This window comes from Streptomyces sp. DSM 110735 (genome assembly GCF_016482685.1).
Taxonomy (GTDB): domain Bacteria; phylum Actinomycetota; class Actinomycetes; order Streptomycetales; family Streptomycetaceae; genus Streptomyces.
In genome coordinates this window covers 1-17,163 of sequence record NZ_JACYHF010000025.1, presented here as the reverse complement: position 1 = coordinate 17,163, position 17,163 = coordinate 1, and the positions used below count along the sequence as shown (strand labels likewise).

At 71.4% G+C, this 17,163-nt stretch carries 14 protein-coding genes and 1 pseudogene; 10 read left to right on the top strand and 5 right to left on the bottom strand.

Annotation, left to right across the window (positions count from 1 at the left end):
• Nucleotides 1-15 precede the first annotated feature (15 nt).
• Nucleotides 16-561: a toxin-antitoxin system, toxin component gene (locus IF655_RS27280; RefSeq protein ID WP_199587849.1), complete on the top strand. Its 546-nt coding sequence runs from the start codon at nucleotides 16-18 to the stop codon at nucleotides 559-561.
• Between the two features lie 176 nt (nucleotides 562-737).
• A complete protein-coding gene (locus tag IF655_RS27275; protein ID WP_199587792.1) occupies nucleotides 738-968 on the top strand; it encodes a hypothetical protein in 231 nt (76 codons plus the stop codon).
• Between the two features lie 59 nt (nucleotides 969-1,027).
• On the opposite strand, the gene IF655_RS27270 is transcribed toward IF655_RS27275, so the two are convergent.
• Complete coding sequence (locus IF655_RS27270) at nucleotides 1,028-1,708, bottom strand: 4'-phosphopantetheinyl transferase superfamily protein (RefSeq protein WP_199587791.1); 681 nt, start codon at nucleotides 1,706-1,708, stop codon at nucleotides 1,028-1,030.
• A 272-nt stretch (nucleotides 1,709-1,980) separates the two neighbouring features.
• On the opposite strand from IF655_RS27270, the gene IF655_RS27265 reads away from it, so the two are divergent.
• Both IF655_RS27265 and IF655_RS27260 read left to right on the top strand, forming a co-directional pair.
• Complete coding sequence (locus IF655_RS27265) at nucleotides 1,981-3,108, top strand: ATP-grasp domain-containing protein (RefSeq protein ID WP_199587790.1); 1,128 nt, start codon at nucleotides 1,981-1,983, stop codon at nucleotides 3,106-3,108.
• A 148-nt stretch (nucleotides 3,109-3,256) separates the two neighbouring features.
• Complete coding sequence (locus IF655_RS27260) at nucleotides 3,257-4,948, top strand: carbohydrate binding domain-containing protein (RefSeq protein WP_199587789.1); 1,692 nt, start codon at nucleotides 3,257-3,259, stop codon at nucleotides 4,946-4,948.
• A 64-nt stretch (nucleotides 4,949-5,012) separates the two neighbouring features.
• Here the strand turns inward: IF655_RS27260 and IF655_RS27255 are convergent, their stop codons facing one another.
• On the bottom strand, nucleotides 5,013-6,350 hold the full coding sequence (locus tag IF655_RS27255; protein ID WP_199587788.1) for a 6-phospho-beta-glucosidase: 1,338 nt from the start codon (nucleotides 6,348-6,350) through the stop codon (nucleotides 5,013-5,015).
• Nucleotides 6,351-6,589: 239 nt separating this feature from the next.
• Between IF655_RS27255 and IF655_RS27250 the strand changes: the two genes are divergently transcribed.
• Nucleotides 6,590-8,002, top strand: coding sequence for a glycoside hydrolase family 16 protein (locus tag IF655_RS27250; RefSeq protein WP_199587787.1), 1,413 nt, complete (start codon nucleotides 6,590-6,592; stop codon nucleotides 8,000-8,002).
• Nucleotides 8,003-8,023: 21 nt separating this feature from the next.
• Here the strand turns inward: IF655_RS27250 and IF655_RS27245 are convergent, their stop codons facing one another.
• From IF655_RS27245 to IF655_RS27235, 3 genes are all read right to left on the bottom strand, one after another.
• Nucleotides 8,024-8,446, bottom strand: a complete 423-nt coding sequence (locus tag IF655_RS27245; protein WP_199587786.1) for a MerR family transcriptional regulator — start codon at nucleotides 8,444-8,446, stop codon at nucleotides 8,024-8,026.
• Nucleotides 8,447-8,469: 23 nt separating this feature from the next.
• Nucleotides 8,470-9,672 (bottom strand): MFS transporter, encoded by a 1,203-nt coding sequence (locus tag IF655_RS27240; RefSeq protein ID WP_199587785.1) that lies wholly within the window; start codon nucleotides 9,670-9,672, stop codon nucleotides 8,470-8,472.
• 74 nt (nucleotides 9,673-9,746) lie between these two features.
• A complete protein-coding gene (locus IF655_RS27235; protein ID WP_199587784.1) occupies nucleotides 9,747-10,652 on the bottom strand; it encodes an AraC family transcriptional regulator in 906 nt (301 codons plus the stop codon).
• Nucleotides 10,653-10,798: 146 nt separating this feature from the next.
• Between IF655_RS27235 and tkt the strand changes: the two genes are divergently transcribed.
• The 5 genes and pseudogenes from tkt to IF655_RS27210 all read left to right on the top strand — a co-directional run.
• Nucleotides 10,799-12,874 (top strand): transketolase, encoded by a 2,076-nt coding sequence (gene tkt / locus IF655_RS27230; protein ID WP_199587783.1) that lies wholly within the window; start codon nucleotides 10,799-10,801, stop codon nucleotides 12,872-12,874.
• A 19-nt stretch (nucleotides 12,875-12,893) separates the two neighbouring features.
• Nucleotides 12,894-14,036, top strand: coding sequence for a transaldolase (gene tal / locus IF655_RS27225; protein ID WP_199587782.1), 1,143 nt, complete (start codon nucleotides 12,894-12,896; stop codon nucleotides 14,034-14,036).
• Nucleotides 14,036-15,742 (top strand): glucose-6-phosphate dehydrogenase, encoded by a 1,707-nt coding sequence (gene zwf, locus IF655_RS27220; protein ID WP_199587781.1) that lies wholly within the window; start codon nucleotides 14,036-14,038, stop codon nucleotides 15,740-15,742. The genes tal and zwf overlap by 1 nt, the downstream gene beginning before the upstream one ends.
• A complete protein-coding gene (opcA, locus tag IF655_RS27215) occupies nucleotides 15,739-16,665 on the top strand; it encodes a glucose-6-phosphate dehydrogenase assembly protein OpcA (RefSeq protein WP_199587780.1) in 927 nt (308 codons plus the stop codon). Before zwf ends, opcA begins: the two co-directional genes overlap by 4 nt.
• A gap of 1 nt (nucleotide 16,666) precedes the next feature.
• Nucleotides 16,667-17,163: pseudogene (locus IF655_RS27210) on the top strand (glucose-6-phosphate isomerase); the annotation flags it as partial.

Here is a 17,163-nt window from a genome sequence, read left to right as displayed (position 1 = left end):
GGCATCGCCAAGGACATGCGGCGGCTGTGTACCGAGCTGGTCGGGCAACTCGCCCTGCCCGCGCCGGTGCCGCCGCCCGAGCTGTACCGCGCGCTGTGCACGGCGATGAGCCACCGGCGCGGGCGCCCGGTGCAGTTCCGTACGGCCGTCTTCCCGCCCGGCACCGCCAGCGGGCTGTGGCTGGACATGACCGACCGCGACCTGGTCGTGGTGGAGGAACGCACCGCCCCCGACCACCAGTTGGTGATCCTCGGGCACGAGCTGTGGCACATGCAGGCCGGGCACTGCGATCACCATGTCGAGGGTCTCGGGGTGGGCGTGGCCACCCGGCTGCTGGCCGACGATCCCGACCCTGCCGCGCTCCAGGCGGCTGTGCAGCGGGTGGCCGCGCGGACCCGTTTCGACCTGGACGCGGAGCGCGACGCGGAGACCTTCGGGCTGCTCCTCGCCAGCAAGTGCCGTACCCGGATGAGCGGTTCGTCGCTGAGCGGTCCGGTGATCCGGGACGACGTGGCGGGTCGCATCAGCACCTCGCTCGGCTATCCGGGTCCGCAGGGCTGACCTCACCGGTTCCCCCGCTCCCCCGCCCACATGGCCTACGGCACCGGGCGCGTCCTGCGCCGACCGGGCGACACCCGCGCTGTGCGCGCCGGGGCGTTGTCAGTGGCGGACGGCAAGCTGGACCCGTGCGCCGCAGCGCGCGTGATCCATGACGCCGAGCCGGGGAGAGCCGACCGATGGCCACCGCCGTACTGACCGACCGTGAGCGCACCGCCGTCCAGGCGTATCTGCGGCTGCTGCACACCGTGCGCGCCGCGTTCGACGGCCCGGCGGCGGCCGGGCCCCGGCCCGCGGTCGTCCCGCCGACCGTGCTGGCGGAGGCGGAGCGGGCACTCGCGGGCGCCGGGCTCGCGGGGAACGAGGAGGAGTTCTTCCAGTTGGTGGGGAGCTGGTGCCCGGAGGGGTGAGACCTGTGGGGGCTGGTGCCCGGAGGGTTGAGCCCCCTCAAGGCGCCGGGCGCTGACGCTCAGCCGCGCGGCACCGACACCGCCGTCAGCACCAGCCCCTGTCCGACGACCCACCGCCCCTCGAACCCCGCCAGCCGCACGCCTCCCACCACTGGACCCGGCACCAGCAGCCGGACGTGGAAGGTGCCGTGAGCAGCGCCGTCCGCCCCGGGCAGCAGCTCGATGTCCGCCTCGGAGAAGTCGAGCCACGCCCGGGTCAGCGGGAACCACGCCTTGTACACGGACTCCTTGGCGCTGAACAGCAGCCGGTCCCAGTGCACGTCGGGCCGGGCGGCGGCGAGCGCCCCGTGCCGTTCGCGCTCACCGGGCAGGGCGATGGCGTCGAGGACGCCGTCCGGCAGGGCGGCGTGGGTCTCGCCGTCGATGCCGAGGGACGCCAGCTCGCCGGTGCGGACGAGCGCGGCGGCGCGGTAGCCGTCGCAGTGGGTCATGCTGCCGGTCAGCCCCGCGGGCCAGAGCGGGGCGCCGCGCTCCCCGGTGAGCACGGGCGCGGGCGGTACGCCCAGCTTCTCCATGGCGTGCCGCGCGCAGACGCGTACGGAGGCGAACTCGCGGCGGCGCTTGGCCACCGCGCGGGCCACCAGCGGCCGTTCCTCGGGGAAGAGCGCGCTGTCCGCGTCCTCCGGTTCGCCGAACGCCTCCACGGCCACCACGGACTCCGGGAGCAGTTCCTCGATCACCGGACAGGACCTCCACAGACGGCGGGCGCGACGGGGATTTCACCCCAGCACATCCGCCCCCACCGGGCAAGACAGCACCGGCTCCCAAGGGCGCCGGCGGGGCGGTCGATCCGTAACACGCGCGTTGCACGCGCACACCGCCGAAGGCCGTATGATCGCCCCAACATCAGCGCCCAACCTCCCCTTCTCCAGGGCGTTTTGGTGACCCTTCCTCCTCCCTGCCCGGGCACGGGCCGCTGAGTCCTGCCCGAAAACCCCGAAAGGCGGCCCGCATGGTCTCTCGCGTACGCGTATGGCTCAACCGCACGTACGCGGAGAACGTGTTCTTCATGGATCAGCTCCGCAGAAACCCGAGCGACCGCGCGGTGGAGATCCACGCCACGCACGGCGACCCGGACTCGCCCGTGCTGGCCGCCGCCGACACCGCCGACCTGGAGCCGGAGGGTCTGTCTCCCGCCGGATACGTCGAGTTCGCGCTCGACCAGTGCGCCCGGCGCGGCATCGACGTGTTCGTGCCCCGGCTGCACCAGACGGCGATCGTGGCGCACCGCGCGGAGTTCGAGGCGGCGGGCACCGCGCTGCTCGCGCCGACGCCGGAGGCGGTGGCCGTCTTCGAGGACAAGGCGACGGCGTACGAGGCGGTCACCTCGGTGGGGGTCGCGGTGCCGCCGTGGTGGCGGGTGCGGACGGCGGACGAACTCGTCGCGGCTGTCGAGGAGTTGGAGGAGGCGGGGCACAAGGCGTGCTTCAAGCCCGCGGCCGGTGCGGGCGGGGTCGGCTTCCGGGTGATCACCCGTTCGCCCTTCTCGCTGACCCACCTGAGCGGCTTCCCCGGGCCGTACGTCCAGCTCGATCTGGTGGTCGAGGCGCTGCGGCGCGCCGAGGAGCCGGTGGACTGGCTGGTGATGCCGAGGCTGGAGCAGCCGGAGGTGTCGGTGGACTGCCTGACCGGCACGGACAACCGCATCCGGCTGTCGATCGGGCGCACCAAGAACGGCAGGCGGCGCGGGTTCACCCTGGACGAGCGCTGGCTGGAGCCCGCGCGGCTGATCGCGGAGGGCTTCGGGCTGCACCATCTGTCCAACATCCAGTTCCGCATGTTCGGCGACCGTCCGGTGCTGCTCGACGTGAACACCCGCGCGGCGGGCGGGCTGCACCAGCTCGCGCTGTGCGGGGTCAACGCGCCTTGGGCGGCAGTGCAGTTGGCCATGGGCGAGGACCCGGGCGTGATCGAGCCGCCGTTCCTCGGGCAGGACTACACGACGGTGTCCGGACCGCGTCCGCTGCGCCCGGTGTCGGTGCCCCGGCAGCGCACCGAGGAGGCGGAGGTGCTGCTGCCCGTCGCACCGGCGCCCACCGAGCAGTCGACCGCCCGCGCGGCGGCGCTGCCGCTCCTCTGAGAGCGCCCGCCCGCTCCACGAGGTCTCTTGGTATGGGCCAATTCGGTTCAATGGCTTGACAGTTGAATTGGTCCATACCACTTTGGACGACGCACCTCCTTCGCACTCTGTGCACTCCCGGACACCTCCATCCCCACAGGGAGATCGCGTGCGTCATCCATTCGGGCGTCCCAGACGCCGGCTTCTCGCCCTGCTCGGTTCCGCCGCCCTCGCGCTCGGCGGTGCCATCGCCCTGCCGGGCACCGCCCAGGCGGCCAACGTCCTCACCAACCCCGGCTTCGAGTCGGGGAGTCTGTCGCCGTGGACCTGTACGGGCAACCTCGGCTCGGTCGTCTCCTCCCCCGTGCACGGCGGCTCCAAGGCACTCCAGGGCGCGGTGAGCGACAGCGACAACGCCCAGTGCAGCCAGACGGTCGCGGTCAAGCCGAACACCACGTACGCGCTCAGCGGCTGGGTCCGCGGCTCGTACGTCTACCTCGGCGTCGACGGCGGCGCGTCCACCTGGACCACCTCGCCGTCCGCCTACAGCCAGCTCAGCCTCTCCTTCACCACGGGTGCCTCGCAGACCAGCGCCAAGATCTATGTGCACGGCTGGTACGCGCAGGGCACCTACTGGGCCGACGACATCAACCTGGACGGCCCGGGCGGCGGCGGGGGCGGCGGTGACACCCAGGCGCCGAGCGCGCCGAGCGGTCTCGCCTCCACCGGCAAGACCTCCTCCAGCGTATCGCTGAAGTGGAACGCCGCCACCGACAACGTCGGCGTGACCGCCTACGACATCTACAGCGGCTCCAACCAGCTCCTCAGCGTGGCGGGCACGTCGGCCACCGTCAGCGGGCTGTCGCCGAGCACGTCGTACACCTTCACCGTGAAGGCGCGGGACGCGGCCGGGAACGTCTCCGGGGCGTCCAACTCCGTGAGCGTGACGACGGACGCGGGCTCCGGCGGCGGGGGCGGCGGCTTCAAGCAGGCGGCGCCGTACCTCTACGAGGGCTGGGGCGATCCGCCGAACCCGCAGACCGTGATGAGCGCGACCGGGATCAAGTGGTTCACGATGGCGTTCGTGCTCGACTCCGGCGGCTGCAACCCCTCTTGGGACGGCAGCAGGCCGCTGACCGGCGGCGCCGACCAGAGTGCGATCAACCAGATCCGCTCGGCGGGCGGTGACGTCGTCCCCTCCTTCGGCGGCTGGCAGGGCAGCAAGCTCGGCGCCAACTGCTCCTCGGCGAGCGCGCTCGCGGGTGCCCTCCAGAAGGTGATCGACGCCTACGGTCTCAAGGCGATCGACATGGACATCGAGAACACGGACGAGTTCGAGAACGAGGCCGTGCAGGCGAAGATCCTGACCGCGCTGAAGACGGTCAAGGCCAACAACCCGGGCCTGAAGACCATCGTCACCTTCGGCACCTCGACCACCGGCCCGACCTACTACGGCAACCGGCTGATCGAGCAGGCGCAGTCGCTCAACGCCAACATCGACGTGTTCACCATCATGCCGTTCGACTTCGGCGGCGGCTCGGACATGTACGGCAACACCGTGAACGCGGCCGAGGGTCTGAAGAACAAGCTCAAGTCCACGTTCGGCTGGGACGACGCGACCGCGTACTCCCACCTCGGGATCTCCGGCATGAACGGTCTGTCCGACCAGCAGGAGAACACCACGCCTGCCATCTGGACGCAGATCAAGGACTGGTCCAACTCCCACCACATCGCCCGTCTCGCCTACTGGGCGGTCAACCGTGACCGGTCCTGCCCCGGCGGCGGCGTGGTGAGCAACTGCTCCGGCATCAGCCAGAGCACCTGGCAGTTCACGTCGATCACGGCCGGTTTCACCGGCTGAGGTCACGTCGCACACGGCGGAGGGCCGCTCGGCGGAGCGGCCCTCCGTCCTGCGCCGGAAACCCCTAGGTCAGATACGCCAGTTCGGGGTGGACAGCGGTGTAGCCGTCGAGGAGGCGGCGCGCGACGTCCACCGAGTCGACCAGTGGATGCAGGGCGAACGCCTTGACCGCGCTCGCCCGCGAGCCCGACCCGGCGGCGGCCAGCACCTCCCGCTCCACCGCCTTGACCGCGCAGACCAGTGCGGTGGCGTGACCGGGCAGCGGGTCGGTGGCGAGGGGGTGCGCGCCGTCCGCGCCGACCTGGCACGGCACTTCGACGACCGCGTCGGCGTCGAGCGCCGAAAGGGTCGTGCGGTTGCGGACGTTGAGGATCAGGGTCGTGCGTTCGTCGCGGGAGACGGCCCGCATGAGGGCGAGGGCGACCTGTTCGTAGCCGCCGGACAGGTCTTCTTCCTCCCGCTCGCCCGCACCCGCGCTCTCCCGGTTCTCCGCCATGTACGTCGCCTCGCGCTCGGCGCGGGTGCGGTCCCAGGCGGCGAGGGCGGAGGCGCCGGGGTCGGCGGCGTCGGCGTAGAAGCGGTCCTGCTGCTCGCTGAGGAAGGCGCCGCGCGTCAACTCGACGTCCTGGTAGGCGCGTACGGTCTCGCGGTTGAAGTAGTAGTAGTGCAGGTACTCGTTGGGGATCGCGCCGAGGGACTGGAGCCAGTCGGTGCCGAAGAGGCGCCCCTCCTCGAAGGAGCCGAGCAGCGCGGGGTCGGCGAGCAGGCGCGGGAGTTCGTCGCGTCCGGCGACGCGCAACCCCCGTACCCAGCCGAGGTGGTTGAGCCCGACGTAGTCCACGAACGCCTCGCGCGGATCGGCGCCGAGCACCCGGGCGATACGGCGCCCGAGACCGACCGGGGAGTCGCAGATGCCGATGACGCGGTCGCCCAGGTGGCGGGACATCGCCTCGGTGACGAGCCCTGCCGGGTTGGTGAAGTTGATGACCCAGGCGTCCGGCGCGAGCCGGGCGATCCGGCGGGCGATGCCGACGGCGACGGGCACGGTCCGCAGCCCGTAGGCGATGCCCCCGGCGCCGACGGTCTCCTGCCCGAGCACCCCCTCGGCCAGCGCGACCCGCTCGTCCTCGGCGCGTCCCTTCAGTCCCCCGACCCGGATCGCGGAGAACACGAAGTCGGCTCCGCGCAGCGCCTCGTCCAGGTCGGTGGTGGCCGTGACGCGCGGCGCGTCGGTCACCCCCGCCGCCTGCTCCCCCAGCACCCGCGTCACGGCTCGCAGCCGCGCGGCGTCCGTGTCGTACAGCACGACGTCGGTGACCCGCCCCGCGCCACGGTCGCCGAGCAGCGCGCCGTACACGAGCGGCACGCGGAATCCGCCGCCTCCCAGAATCGTCAGCCTCACGTCCGTACCCTTCGCGCGCCGCCTTCGGTCACCTTCCCGGATCATGGCACGCGCGGGGCGGACCCGGCGCGATCTGCTCCGGTACGGGCGGCTTCAGGGCGTGAACTCCCTTGCCCCGCAAGGAGTTTCCTTGCTTCAACCCTTGACGCCCGCAAGAGCGCGGAGCACATTGGCGGCACCTTGAGAGCGCTCTCAAGGGCACCCGCAGCACTTTTCCCCGTACCCGGAAGGCACCCCCCATGAGCGAAACCTCCGGTATGCCGCGCGCGGTCGGCAGACGCCGGTACCCGGTCCGCCGGGCCCTGGTCGCGGCCATCGGCACGCTGGGCCTGGCGGCCGTGGCCGCCGCGACGGGCGTCGCCCCCGCCGACGCCTCCGCGCCCGCGCCCTCCTCCGGCTGGAGCCAGGTCTTCCTGGACGACTTCGACGGCGCGGCCGGTTCCGGCGTCAACACCTCCAACTGGCAGTACGACACCGGGACCTCGTACCCCGGCGGCGCGGCCAACTGGGGCACCGGTGAGGTCGAGACGATGACCTCGAGCACCAGCAACGTCGCGCTGGACGGCAACGGCAATCTGCTGATCACCCCGCGCCGCGACGCCTCGGGCAACTGGACCTCGGGTCGCATCGAGACCAAGCGCACCGACTTCCAGCCCCCGGCGGGCGGCAAGCTGCGCGTGCAGGCGCGCATCCAGTTGCCCAACGTCACGGGCGCGGCGGCCAAGGGCTACTGGCCGGCGTTCTGGGCGCTCGGCGCGCCGTTCCGGGGCAACTACCAGAACTGGCCGGGCGTCGGCGAGCTGGACATCATGGAGAACGTCCAGGGTCTGAACACCGACTGGGCCACCGTGCACTGCGGCACCAACCCGGGCGGTCCGTGCAACGAGACCACCGGTATCGGCGGTTCGACCGCCTGCACCGGCACCTCCTGCCAGGCGGGCTTCCACACCTACGCGATGGAGTGGGACCGCTCCACCAGCCCCGAGGAGATCCGCTTCTACCTCGACGGCGTCAACTTCCACACCGTCAAGGCGAACCAGGTCGACGCGACCACCTGGGCCAACGCCACCAACCACGGCTACTTCGTGATCCTCAACGTGGCGATGGGCGGCGGCTTCCCGGGCGCCTTCGGCGGCGGTCCCGACGGCGGCACCGAGCCGGGGCACCCGATGACCGTGGACTACGTCCAGGTCCTCCAGTCCAGTGGCGGCGGCACCACTCCCCCACCCTCCGGCGGCAGCCGTGACGCCTACGGCACGATCCAGGCCGAGTCCTACGACAGCCAGTCCGGCACCACCACCGAGTCCACCACGGACTCCGGCGGCGGTCAGGACCTCGGCTATGTCTCCAACGGCGACTGGGCCCAGTACAAGGGCGTCGACTTCGGCTCCACCCCGGCCACCCAGTTCAAGGCCCGGGTCGCGAGCGGCGCCCCCGACGGCATCAGCGGTCTGGTCGAGGTCCGCCTCGACAGCCGTAGCAACGCCCCCATCGGCAGCTTCGCCGTCGGCAACACCGGCGGCTGGCAGACCTGGCGCACGGTCCCGGCCAACATCTCCTCGGTCACCGGCAAGCACGACGTCTACCTCACCTTCAGCAGCGGCCAGCCGGCCGACTTCGTGAACGTGAACTGGTTCGGCTTCGCCCACTGACAGTTCTGTCAGCGAGTTCTGTCAGCGAGAGGGAACGGCGGCTGCCGCCAGGGGGTGCGCCTCCTGGCGGCAGCCGTTTCCGGGACGCGCGCCCAGTTCCGTCAGCCGGTCCAGCAACTCTGCCCGTACCCGCGCCAGTTCGTCGATCCGCCCCTGGACCACGGTCAGCCGCTGTTCGAGCAGCGCGGTCTTGGCGGCGGGTTCCGCGCAACGGTGGGTGCCCGCGAGTTCGTCGCGCAGGCAGTCCTCGATCAGGAGCAGGTCGTCGGTGGTGAGGCCGGAGGCCAGGAGCAGGCGGATGTTCTCGACGACGCGGACGGCGTCGGGACCGTAGGAGCGGTAGCCGTTCGCGGAGCGTTCGGGGCGGAGCAGCCCGTGTTCCTCGTAGTAGCGCAGGGCCCGGGTGGTGGTGCCGGTCGCGTGGGCGAGTTCCCCGATGCGCATGGTGTTCCCTCTTTCCCGGGAGGTCAGGCGACACGCTCGCCCGGGCGGTCCGCCACGGCGGCGCGCCGCTCCCCCGCCGCTTCCCGCAGGGTCCACGCCAGCGCCGCGAGCGCGATCAGGCTACCCGCGAGCGGCAACCGCTCCAGTCCGGCCCCGGCCGCGAGCAGCCGTCCGCCGAGCCAGCCGCCCAGCGCCGTACCGAGGTTGAACGCCGAGCTCTGCACGGTGAGCGCGAGGGTGCGAGCCCGTCCGGCGGCGACGTCGAGGAGCCGGGTGTTCACCGCCGGGATGACGGCGTAGTAGGTGACTCCGAAGAGGAACAGGGCGGCCACCGCGGGCGCCTTCGCCCCGGTGGTCACGGCCAGGAGCAGCAGGGCGGCGGCGAGCCCTCCCACGGTCCAGCCGATCGCGCCGGTCACCGAGCGGTCGGTGAGCCGCCCGCCGACCGTGCTGCCCACCGTGCCGCCGATGCCGAACAGCAGCAGGAGCACGGTCGCGGCGGAGGGGCTGAAGCCGACGGTGTCGGTGAGCAGCGGAGTGACGTAGGTGTACGCGGTGAAGGCGGCCGCCGCGCTCAGGGCGGTCACCGCCGTGACCGCGCGCACCCGCCGGTCGCCGAGCACCCGCAGTTCCGTCAGGCGCCGTCCTGGGGCAGCCTGTTCCGGAGAGCCGGGCACCAGCGGTGCCACGCACACCGTGACCGCGGCGGTGAGCGCGGCGACGGCCCAGAAGGTGGCCCGCCAGCCCAGCCACTGCCCGACGGCGGTGCCGAGCGGCAGCCCGGCGATCATGGCCAGGCTGAATCCGGCCGAGACCCGGGCGACCGCCCGGCCGCGCCGCTCCGGCGGGACCAGGTCGGCGGCGGTGCGGAAGAACAGCGGCATCAGCGCGGAGTGCGCGAGGGCGGCGAGGACACGACCCCCGGCGAGGAGCCCGAAGCCCGGGGCCGGCGCGGAGACGGCGTTGCCCAGGACGTAACAGCCCATCAGGGCGACGAGCATCCCCCGGCGCGGGACGCGACCGGTGGCGAGCGCGAGGACCGGACCGCCGACGACGACGGTCAGGGCGAACGCGCTGACCAGCAGCCCCGCCGTGGACAGCGGGACCGAGACGTCGGCGGCGATGGCGGGCAGCAGTCCCGCGATCATGATCTCGCCGGTGCCGAGGGTGAACGAGCAGAGCGTCAGGACCGCGAGTGCCCGGGACGGGTGTGGCGTTCGGTTCATGTCCGGCAGCCTCGACCTTCACGCCGGGGTGAGGGTCAAGCCCGGTCAAGCCCGGTCCGAGGCAACGCCCCGCCTCAGCGCAGCTCCGCCCGGAACGCCACCGGCGTCTGCCCGGTGTGCAGGTGGAAGAACTTGGAGAAGTTGGCGTTGTCCGGGAAGCCGACGGCGGCGCCGACGCGGCCGATGGGCATGTCGGTGTGGGCGAGGAGGCGTTTGGCCTCCAGGATGACGCGGCGGTCGATGAAGCCCTTGGGGGTCTGCCCGGTGGCGGCGCGGACGGCGCGGACCAGGGTGCGGCGGGAGTAACCGAGGGCGTCGGCGTAGGCGTTGACGCTGTGGTTGGTGGGGAACCCCTTCTCGACCGCGTCCCGGAAGAGGGTGAAGGTGGTGTCGGCCTGGCGCCGGGACGCCTCGGCGGAGCTGGCCGCGAGGTGGGCCAGGCGCAGCAGGAACGCCGTCAGGCTGTGCCGCAGGACGGCGGTGTGCAGGCTGAGCGGGAGGGTAGTGGTGTCCTCGTACTCGCGGCGCAGTTGGTCCAGGGACGCCTGGAGTGCGGCGAGCTGGGCGGGTTCGGGGTGCAGCAGCGGAGGCAGGTCGTAGCGGTAGAGGTTGGTGGCCTCGACGGTGGAGCGGGGGAGGAAGCCGGGCTGCATGGTGAGAACGGTGCCCCGGTACTCACGGGTGCGGTCGAAGCGGTGGATCTGGCCGGGCCGGATCCACAGCAGGTCGCCGGGTCCCGCCTCGTACTCGGCGAAGTCGATCATGTGCCGTACGGGACCCCCGGTGAAGAGCATGACCACGTGGAAGTCGATGCGGTGGACGCGGTCGAGCGGCGCGTCGGCGTGCCAGGAGTGATCGGTGCCCATCGCGCCGACCTGCATCCCGACGCCGCCCACCGCCAGCTCGGTCGGGAAGGGGAAGGTCGCGATGCCCTCGCCGTGCCGACCGCCCGGAGCGGCTTGAGTGGTTCTGTCCGCCATGTTCTTTTCGCGCCGTCCCTCTCACGCGTTCGTTGTCCCAGATTCACCACAGGCTGACACACCCCGACCTTTCCGCGAAAAAGTCAGACTTTTAAGTTTGAACGCGTTTGATCAGAAACCATGCTTCGAACGAGGACTTCTTGAAGATGAGCACGCAGACACCCGAGAGCTTCGAGTGGACCGATCTCGACCGTCGCGCCGTCGACACGGCCCGGCTTCTCGCGGCCGACGCCGTGCAGAAGGTCGGCAACGGCCACCCCGGCACCGCGATGAGCCTCGCGCCTGCCGCGTACACGATCTTTCAGAAGGTGATGAAGCACGACCCCGCGGACCCCGAGTGGACCGGCCGTGACCGCTTCGTGCTGTCCCCCGGCCACACCTCGCTGACGCTGTACACCCAGCTCTTCCTCGCGGGCTACGAGCTGGAGCTGGACGACCTCAAGGCGTTCCGCACCCAGGGCTCGAAGACGCCCGGCCACCCGGAGTACGGGCACACCGCCGGTGTCGAGACGACGACCGGACCGCTCGGCCAGGGCGCCGCCAACGCGGTGGGCATGGCCATGGCCGCCCGCTACGAGCGCGGTCTGTTCGACCCGGAGGCTCCCGAGGGCACCTCCCCCTTCGACCACACCATCTGGGCGATCGTCTCCGACGGCGACCTGGAGGAGGGCGTCTCCGCCGAGGCGTCCTCGCTCGCCGGCCACCAGAAGCTCGGCAACCTGGTCTTCCTCTACGACGACAACCACATCTCGATCGAGGGCGACACCGAGACCGCCTTCTCCGAGGACGTCCTGGGGCGGTACGAGGCGTACGGCTGGCACACCCAGCGCATCGAGCCCACCGCCGAGGGCGACGTGGACGTCCCCGCGCTGTACGCGGCGCTGACCGCCGCCAAGGCGGAGACCGGGCGCCCCTCCATCATCGCGATGCGCACGATCATCGCCTGGCCCGCCCCGACCGCCCAGAACACCGAGGCGTCCCACGGCTCCGCGCTCGGCGCAGAGGAGATCGCGGCCACCAAGCGCGTCCTCGGCTTCGACCCGGAGCAGTCCTTCGAGGTCTCCGACGAGGTCCTGCGTCACGCCCGCCGCGCCCTGGACCGCGGTGCCGAGGCGCACGCCGCCTGGGACAAGAAGATCGCCGAGTGGCGCACCGCCCAGCCCGCGCGCGCCGAGCTGTTCGACCGCGTCTCCAAGGGCGAGCTGCCCGAGGGCTGGCAGGACGCCCTGCCGGTCTTCGAGGAGGGCACCTCGGTCGCCACCCGCGCCGCCTCCGGCAAGGTCCTCCAGGCGCTCGGCCCGGTCCTGCCCGAGCTGTGGGGCGGCTCCGCCGACCTCGCGGGCTCGAACAACACCACCATCGACGCGAGCAGCTCCTTCCTCCCTAAGGGCAACCCGCTGCCCGAGGCGAACCCGTACGGCCGTACCGTCCACTTCGGTATCCGCGAGTTCTCCATGGCCGCCGAGATGAACGGCATCGCCCTGCACGGCAACACCCGCGTCTACGGCGGCACCTTCCTGGTGTTCTCCGACTACATGCGCAACGCCGTCCGCATGTCGGCCCTCATGCAGCTCCCGGTGACGTACGTCTGGACGCACGACTCCATCGGTCTCGGCGAGGACGGCCCGACCCACCAGCCGGTCGAGCACCTGGCCTCGCTGCGCGCGATCCCGGGCCTCAACGTCGTCCGCCCGGCGGACGCCAACGAGACCGCCATCGCCTGGGCCGAGATCCTGAAGAGGCACGCCAGCGACCCGGCACCGCACGGACTCGCCCTCACCCGCCAGGGTGTCCCGACGTACGCTCCGAACGAGGACGCGGCCAAGGGCGGCTACGTCCTCGCCGACTCCTCGACCGAGGTCCCGGAGGTGATCATCATCGCGACCGGCTCCGAGGTGCACCTCGCCGTGGCCGCCCGTGAGGCGCTGGAGGCCGAGGGCATCGGTACGCGCGTGGTCTCCATGCCGTCCGTGGAGTGGTTCGAGCAGCAGGACCGCGCCTACCGCGAGAGCGTCCTGCCGCCCGCCGTCAAGGCGCGCGTGGCCGTCGAGGCCGGCATCGGGCTGACCTGGTACCGCTACGTGGGCGACGCGGGCCGCATCGTCTCCCTGGAGCACTTCGGCGCCTCCGCCGACGCCAAGACCCTGTTCGCCGAGTACGGCTTCACCCCCGAGAACGTCGCCGACGTGGCCCGCGAATCGCTGGCCGCCGCGCGCGCCTGATCCACGCGACAAAGAAAGAATGAGCACTGTGACCGAAGCAATCAGCACCCCCGGTTCCCTCAAGCGTCTCGCCGACGAGGGCGTCTCGGTCTGGCTGGACGACCTGTCGCGCAAGCGGATCACCTCGGGCAGCCTCGCCGCGCTGGTGACGGACGGCGGCGTCGTCGGCGTCACCACCAACCCCTCCATCTTCCAGGCCGCCATCGGCTCGGGCGAGGGGTACGAGGAGCAGCTCACCGACCTGGCCGTGCGCGGTCTGACCGTCGACGAGGCCGTCCGCATGATGACGACCGCCGACGTGCGCGACGCCTCCGACATCCTGCGCGGCGTGTATGACGCCACCGAGGGCCGCGACGGCCGGGTCTCCATCGAGGTCGACCCCCGTCTGGCCCACAACACCGTCGCCACCGTGGCCGAGGCCAAGCAGCTCAACTGGCTGGTCGACCGCCCCAACGTGATGATCAAGATCCCGGCCACCAAGGCGGGTCTGCCGGCCATCACCGAGGTCATCGGCCTGGGCATCAGCGTCAACGTGACCCTGATCTTCTCCCTGGAGCGCTACCGCGAGGTCATGGCCGCCTACCTGGCCGGTCTGGAGAAGGCCAAGGAGCGCGGCATCGACCTCTCCCAGATCCACTCCGTGGCGTCCTTCTTCGTGTCCCGCGTGGACTCCGAGATCGACAAGCGCCTGACCGCGCTGGGCACCGACGAGGCGCTGGCCCTGAAGGGTCGCGCGGCCCTCGCCAACGCCCGTCTGGCCTACGAGGCGTACGAGGAAGTCTTCTCGTCCGACCGCTGGCAGGCGCTGGCCACCGCGGGTGCCAACAAGCAGCGTCCGCTGTGGGCCTCCACCGGTGTGAAGGACCCGGCGTACAAGGACACCCTGTACGTGGACGAGCTGGTCGCCCCCGGCACCGTCAACACCATGCCCGAGGGCACGCTCAAGGCCACCGCCGACCACGGCGACATCACCGGTGACACGGTGACCGGCCGCTACGAGCAGGCCCGCGCCGACCTCGCCGCCGTGGAGAAGCTGGGCATCTCCTACGACGAGGTCGTCCAGCAGCTCGAGGACGAGGCCGTCGCCAAGTTCGAGGCCGCCTGGCTGGAGCTGCTGGACGCCGTGACCGAGTCCCTGAAGAGCAAGGGAGTGGACGCGTAATGGCAAGCAAGTCAGCCGGGGCCAAGTCGGCCCCCGCCGAAGCCGGGGCCGCGCAGGCCCCGGCCGAGGCCGAGGTCAAGGCGGCACCCGCCGAGACCGGGACCAAGGCGCGCGCCAAGGCCAAGGAGCGGCCCGCCGCCGCCCGCGCGGCCGAGCAGGTGCGCGTCCCGGTGGTCCCGGCCGCCGACTGGGACAACCCGCTGCGCGACGCCCGCGACCGCCGACTGCCCCGCATCGCGGGTCCGTCGGGTCTGGTCATCTTCGGTGTCACCGGTGACCTGTCCCGCAAGAAGCTCATGCCGGCCGTCTACGACCTGGCCAACCGCGGTCTGCTGCCGCCGGGCTTCTCCCTGGTGGGCTTCGCCCGCCGCGACTGGGAGGACCAGGACTTCGCACAGGTCGTCCACGACGCCGTCAAGGAGCACGCGCGCACGCCGTTCCGCGAGGAGGTGTGGCAGCAGCTCGCCGAGGGCATGCGCTTCATCCCCGGCGACTTCGACGACGACACCGCCTTCGACCAGCTCAAGCAGGCCGTCGACGAGCTGGACGCCTCCCGGGGCACCGGCGGCAACTTCGCGTACTACCTCTCGGTGCCGCCGAAGTTCTTCCCCAAGGTCGTCCAGCAGCTCAAGAAGCACGGTCTGGCGGACGCCCCCGAGGGCTCCTGGCGCCGCGCGGTCATCGAGAAGCCGTTCGGCCACGACCTGGCCAGCGCGCACGAGCTGAACGCGATCGTGCACGAGGTGTTCGAGCCGGACCAGGTGTTCCGCATCGACCACTACCTCGGCAAGGAGACCGTCCAGAACATCCTGGCGCTCCGCTTCGCCAACCAGATGTACGAGCCCATCTGGAACCGCAGTTACGTGGACCACGTGCAGATCACGATGGCCGAGGACATCGGCATCGGCGGCCGCGCGGGCTACTACGACGGCATCGGCGCCGCCCGTGACGTGATCCAGAACCACCTGCTCCAGCTCATGGCGCTCACCGCCATGGAGGAGCCGATCGCGTTCGACGCGGACTCGCTGCTCACCGAGAAGCTGAAGGTCCTCAAGTCGGTCCGCCTCCCCGACGAGCTGGGCGAGCACACCGTGCGCGGCCAGTACGCCTCGGGCTGGCAGGGCGGCGAGAAGGTCGTCGGCTACCTCGAAGAGGACGGGATCAACCCCGAGTCGACCACCGACACCTACGCGGCCGTGAAGCTGGAGATCGACAACCGCCGCTGGGCGGGCGTGCCGTTCTACCTGCGCACCGGCAAGCGCCTGGGCCGTCGCGTCACCGAGATCGCGATCGTCTTCAAGCGCGCTCCGCACTCCCCCTTCGACTCCACCGCCACGGAGGAGCTGGGCGAGAACGCGATCGTCATCCGCGTCCAGCCCGACGAGGGCATGACCGTCCGCTTCGGCTCCAAGGTGCCCGGCACCTCCATGGAGATCCGGGACGTCTCGATGGACTTCGCCTACGGCGAGTCCTTCACCGAGTCCAGCCCCGAGGCGTACGAGCGGCTCATCCTGGACGTGCTCCTCGGCGACGCCAACCTGTTCCCCCGTACCCAGGAAGTGGAAGAGTCCTGGAAGATCCTCGACCCGATCGAGGAGTACTGGGACACCCACGGCAAGCCGGCGCAGTACGACTCCGGAAGCTGGGGACCGCGGGAAGCCGACGAGATGCTCGCACGAGACGGACGGAGCTGGCGCAGGCCATGAAGATCGACCTGACCGACACCACGGCAAGCAAGATCAACAAGGCGCTGGTGGAGGGCCGCCGAGCGATCGGCACCCCCGCCGTCGGCATGGTCCTGACGATGGTCATCGTCACGGACGAGGAGAACGCCTACGACGCGATCAAGGCCGCCGAGGAAGCCTCGCACGAGCACCCCTCGCGCACCCTGGTCGTCATCAAGCGCCACCCGCGCACCCTGCGCGACCGGACCAACTCCCGCCTCGACGCCGAGGTCCGCGTCGGCTCCGAGGCAGGCGCCGGTGAGACCGTCGTGCTGCGCACCTACGGCGAGGTCTCCGACCACGCCGGGTCCGTCGTGCTGCCGCTGCTGCTCCCCGACGCCCCCGTGGTCGTCTGGTGGCCGGTGGAGGCTCCCGAGGCGCCCGCCAAGGACTCCCTGGGCGCGCTCGCCCAGCGCCGGATCACCGACCTGTACGCGGTCGAGCGACCCCTGGAGGTCCTGGCGACCCGGGCCCGCACCTACGCCCCCGGCGACACCGACCTCGCCTGGACCCGTCTGACCCCGTGGCGCTCGATGCTCGCCGCCGCGCTGGACCAGGCGCGGATCAAGGTGACCTCGGCCGCCGTCGAGGCGGAGGAGGACAACCCCAGCGCCGAGCTGCTCGCGCGCTGGCTGGAAGCCCGCCTGAACGTGAAGGTGGACCGTGTCGTCAGCGGCGGCCCGGTCGTCACCGCCGTACGGCTCGGCACCGCCGAGGGCGAGATCGTGATCGACCGGCCCGAGGGCCCGCTGGCCACGCTGACCCTGCCGGGTCAGCCGCCGCGCACCCTGGCGCTGAAGGTCCGCCCGACCTCGGAGCTGATCGCCGAGGAGCTGCGCCGCCTCGACGCAGACGAGATGTACGCCATCGCCCTCAAGGGCGAGGCCACCAAGGAGAACTCCTGACATGTCCGACGCACCGTCAGACACCCCCAAGCTCACCCGCAGGCCCGAGTGGACGGCGCTGGCCGACCACCGTGCCACGCCCCAGCCGCACCTGCGCGAGCTGTTCGCGGCGGACCCGTCCCGCGCGGAGCGGTACGTCGTCCGGGTGGGCGACCTGCACATCGACTACAGCAAGAACCTGGTGACGGACGAGACGCTCGCCCTGCTCCAGGAACTGGCCACGGCTACGGACGTGTTCGGGCTGCGGGACGCGATGTTCCGCGGTGACCGCATCAACGTGACCGAGGACCGGGCGGTCCTGCACACCGCGCTGCGCGCCCCGCGTGAGGCGGTCATCGAGGTGGACGGCGAGAACGTCGTCCCGGCCGTGCACGCGGTCCTCGACAAGATGGCCGTCTTCGCCGACCGGGTCCGCTCGGGTGAGTGGACCGGGCACACCGGCAAGCGGATCAAGAACGTCGTGAACATCGGTATCGGCGGCTCGGATCTGGGTCCGGC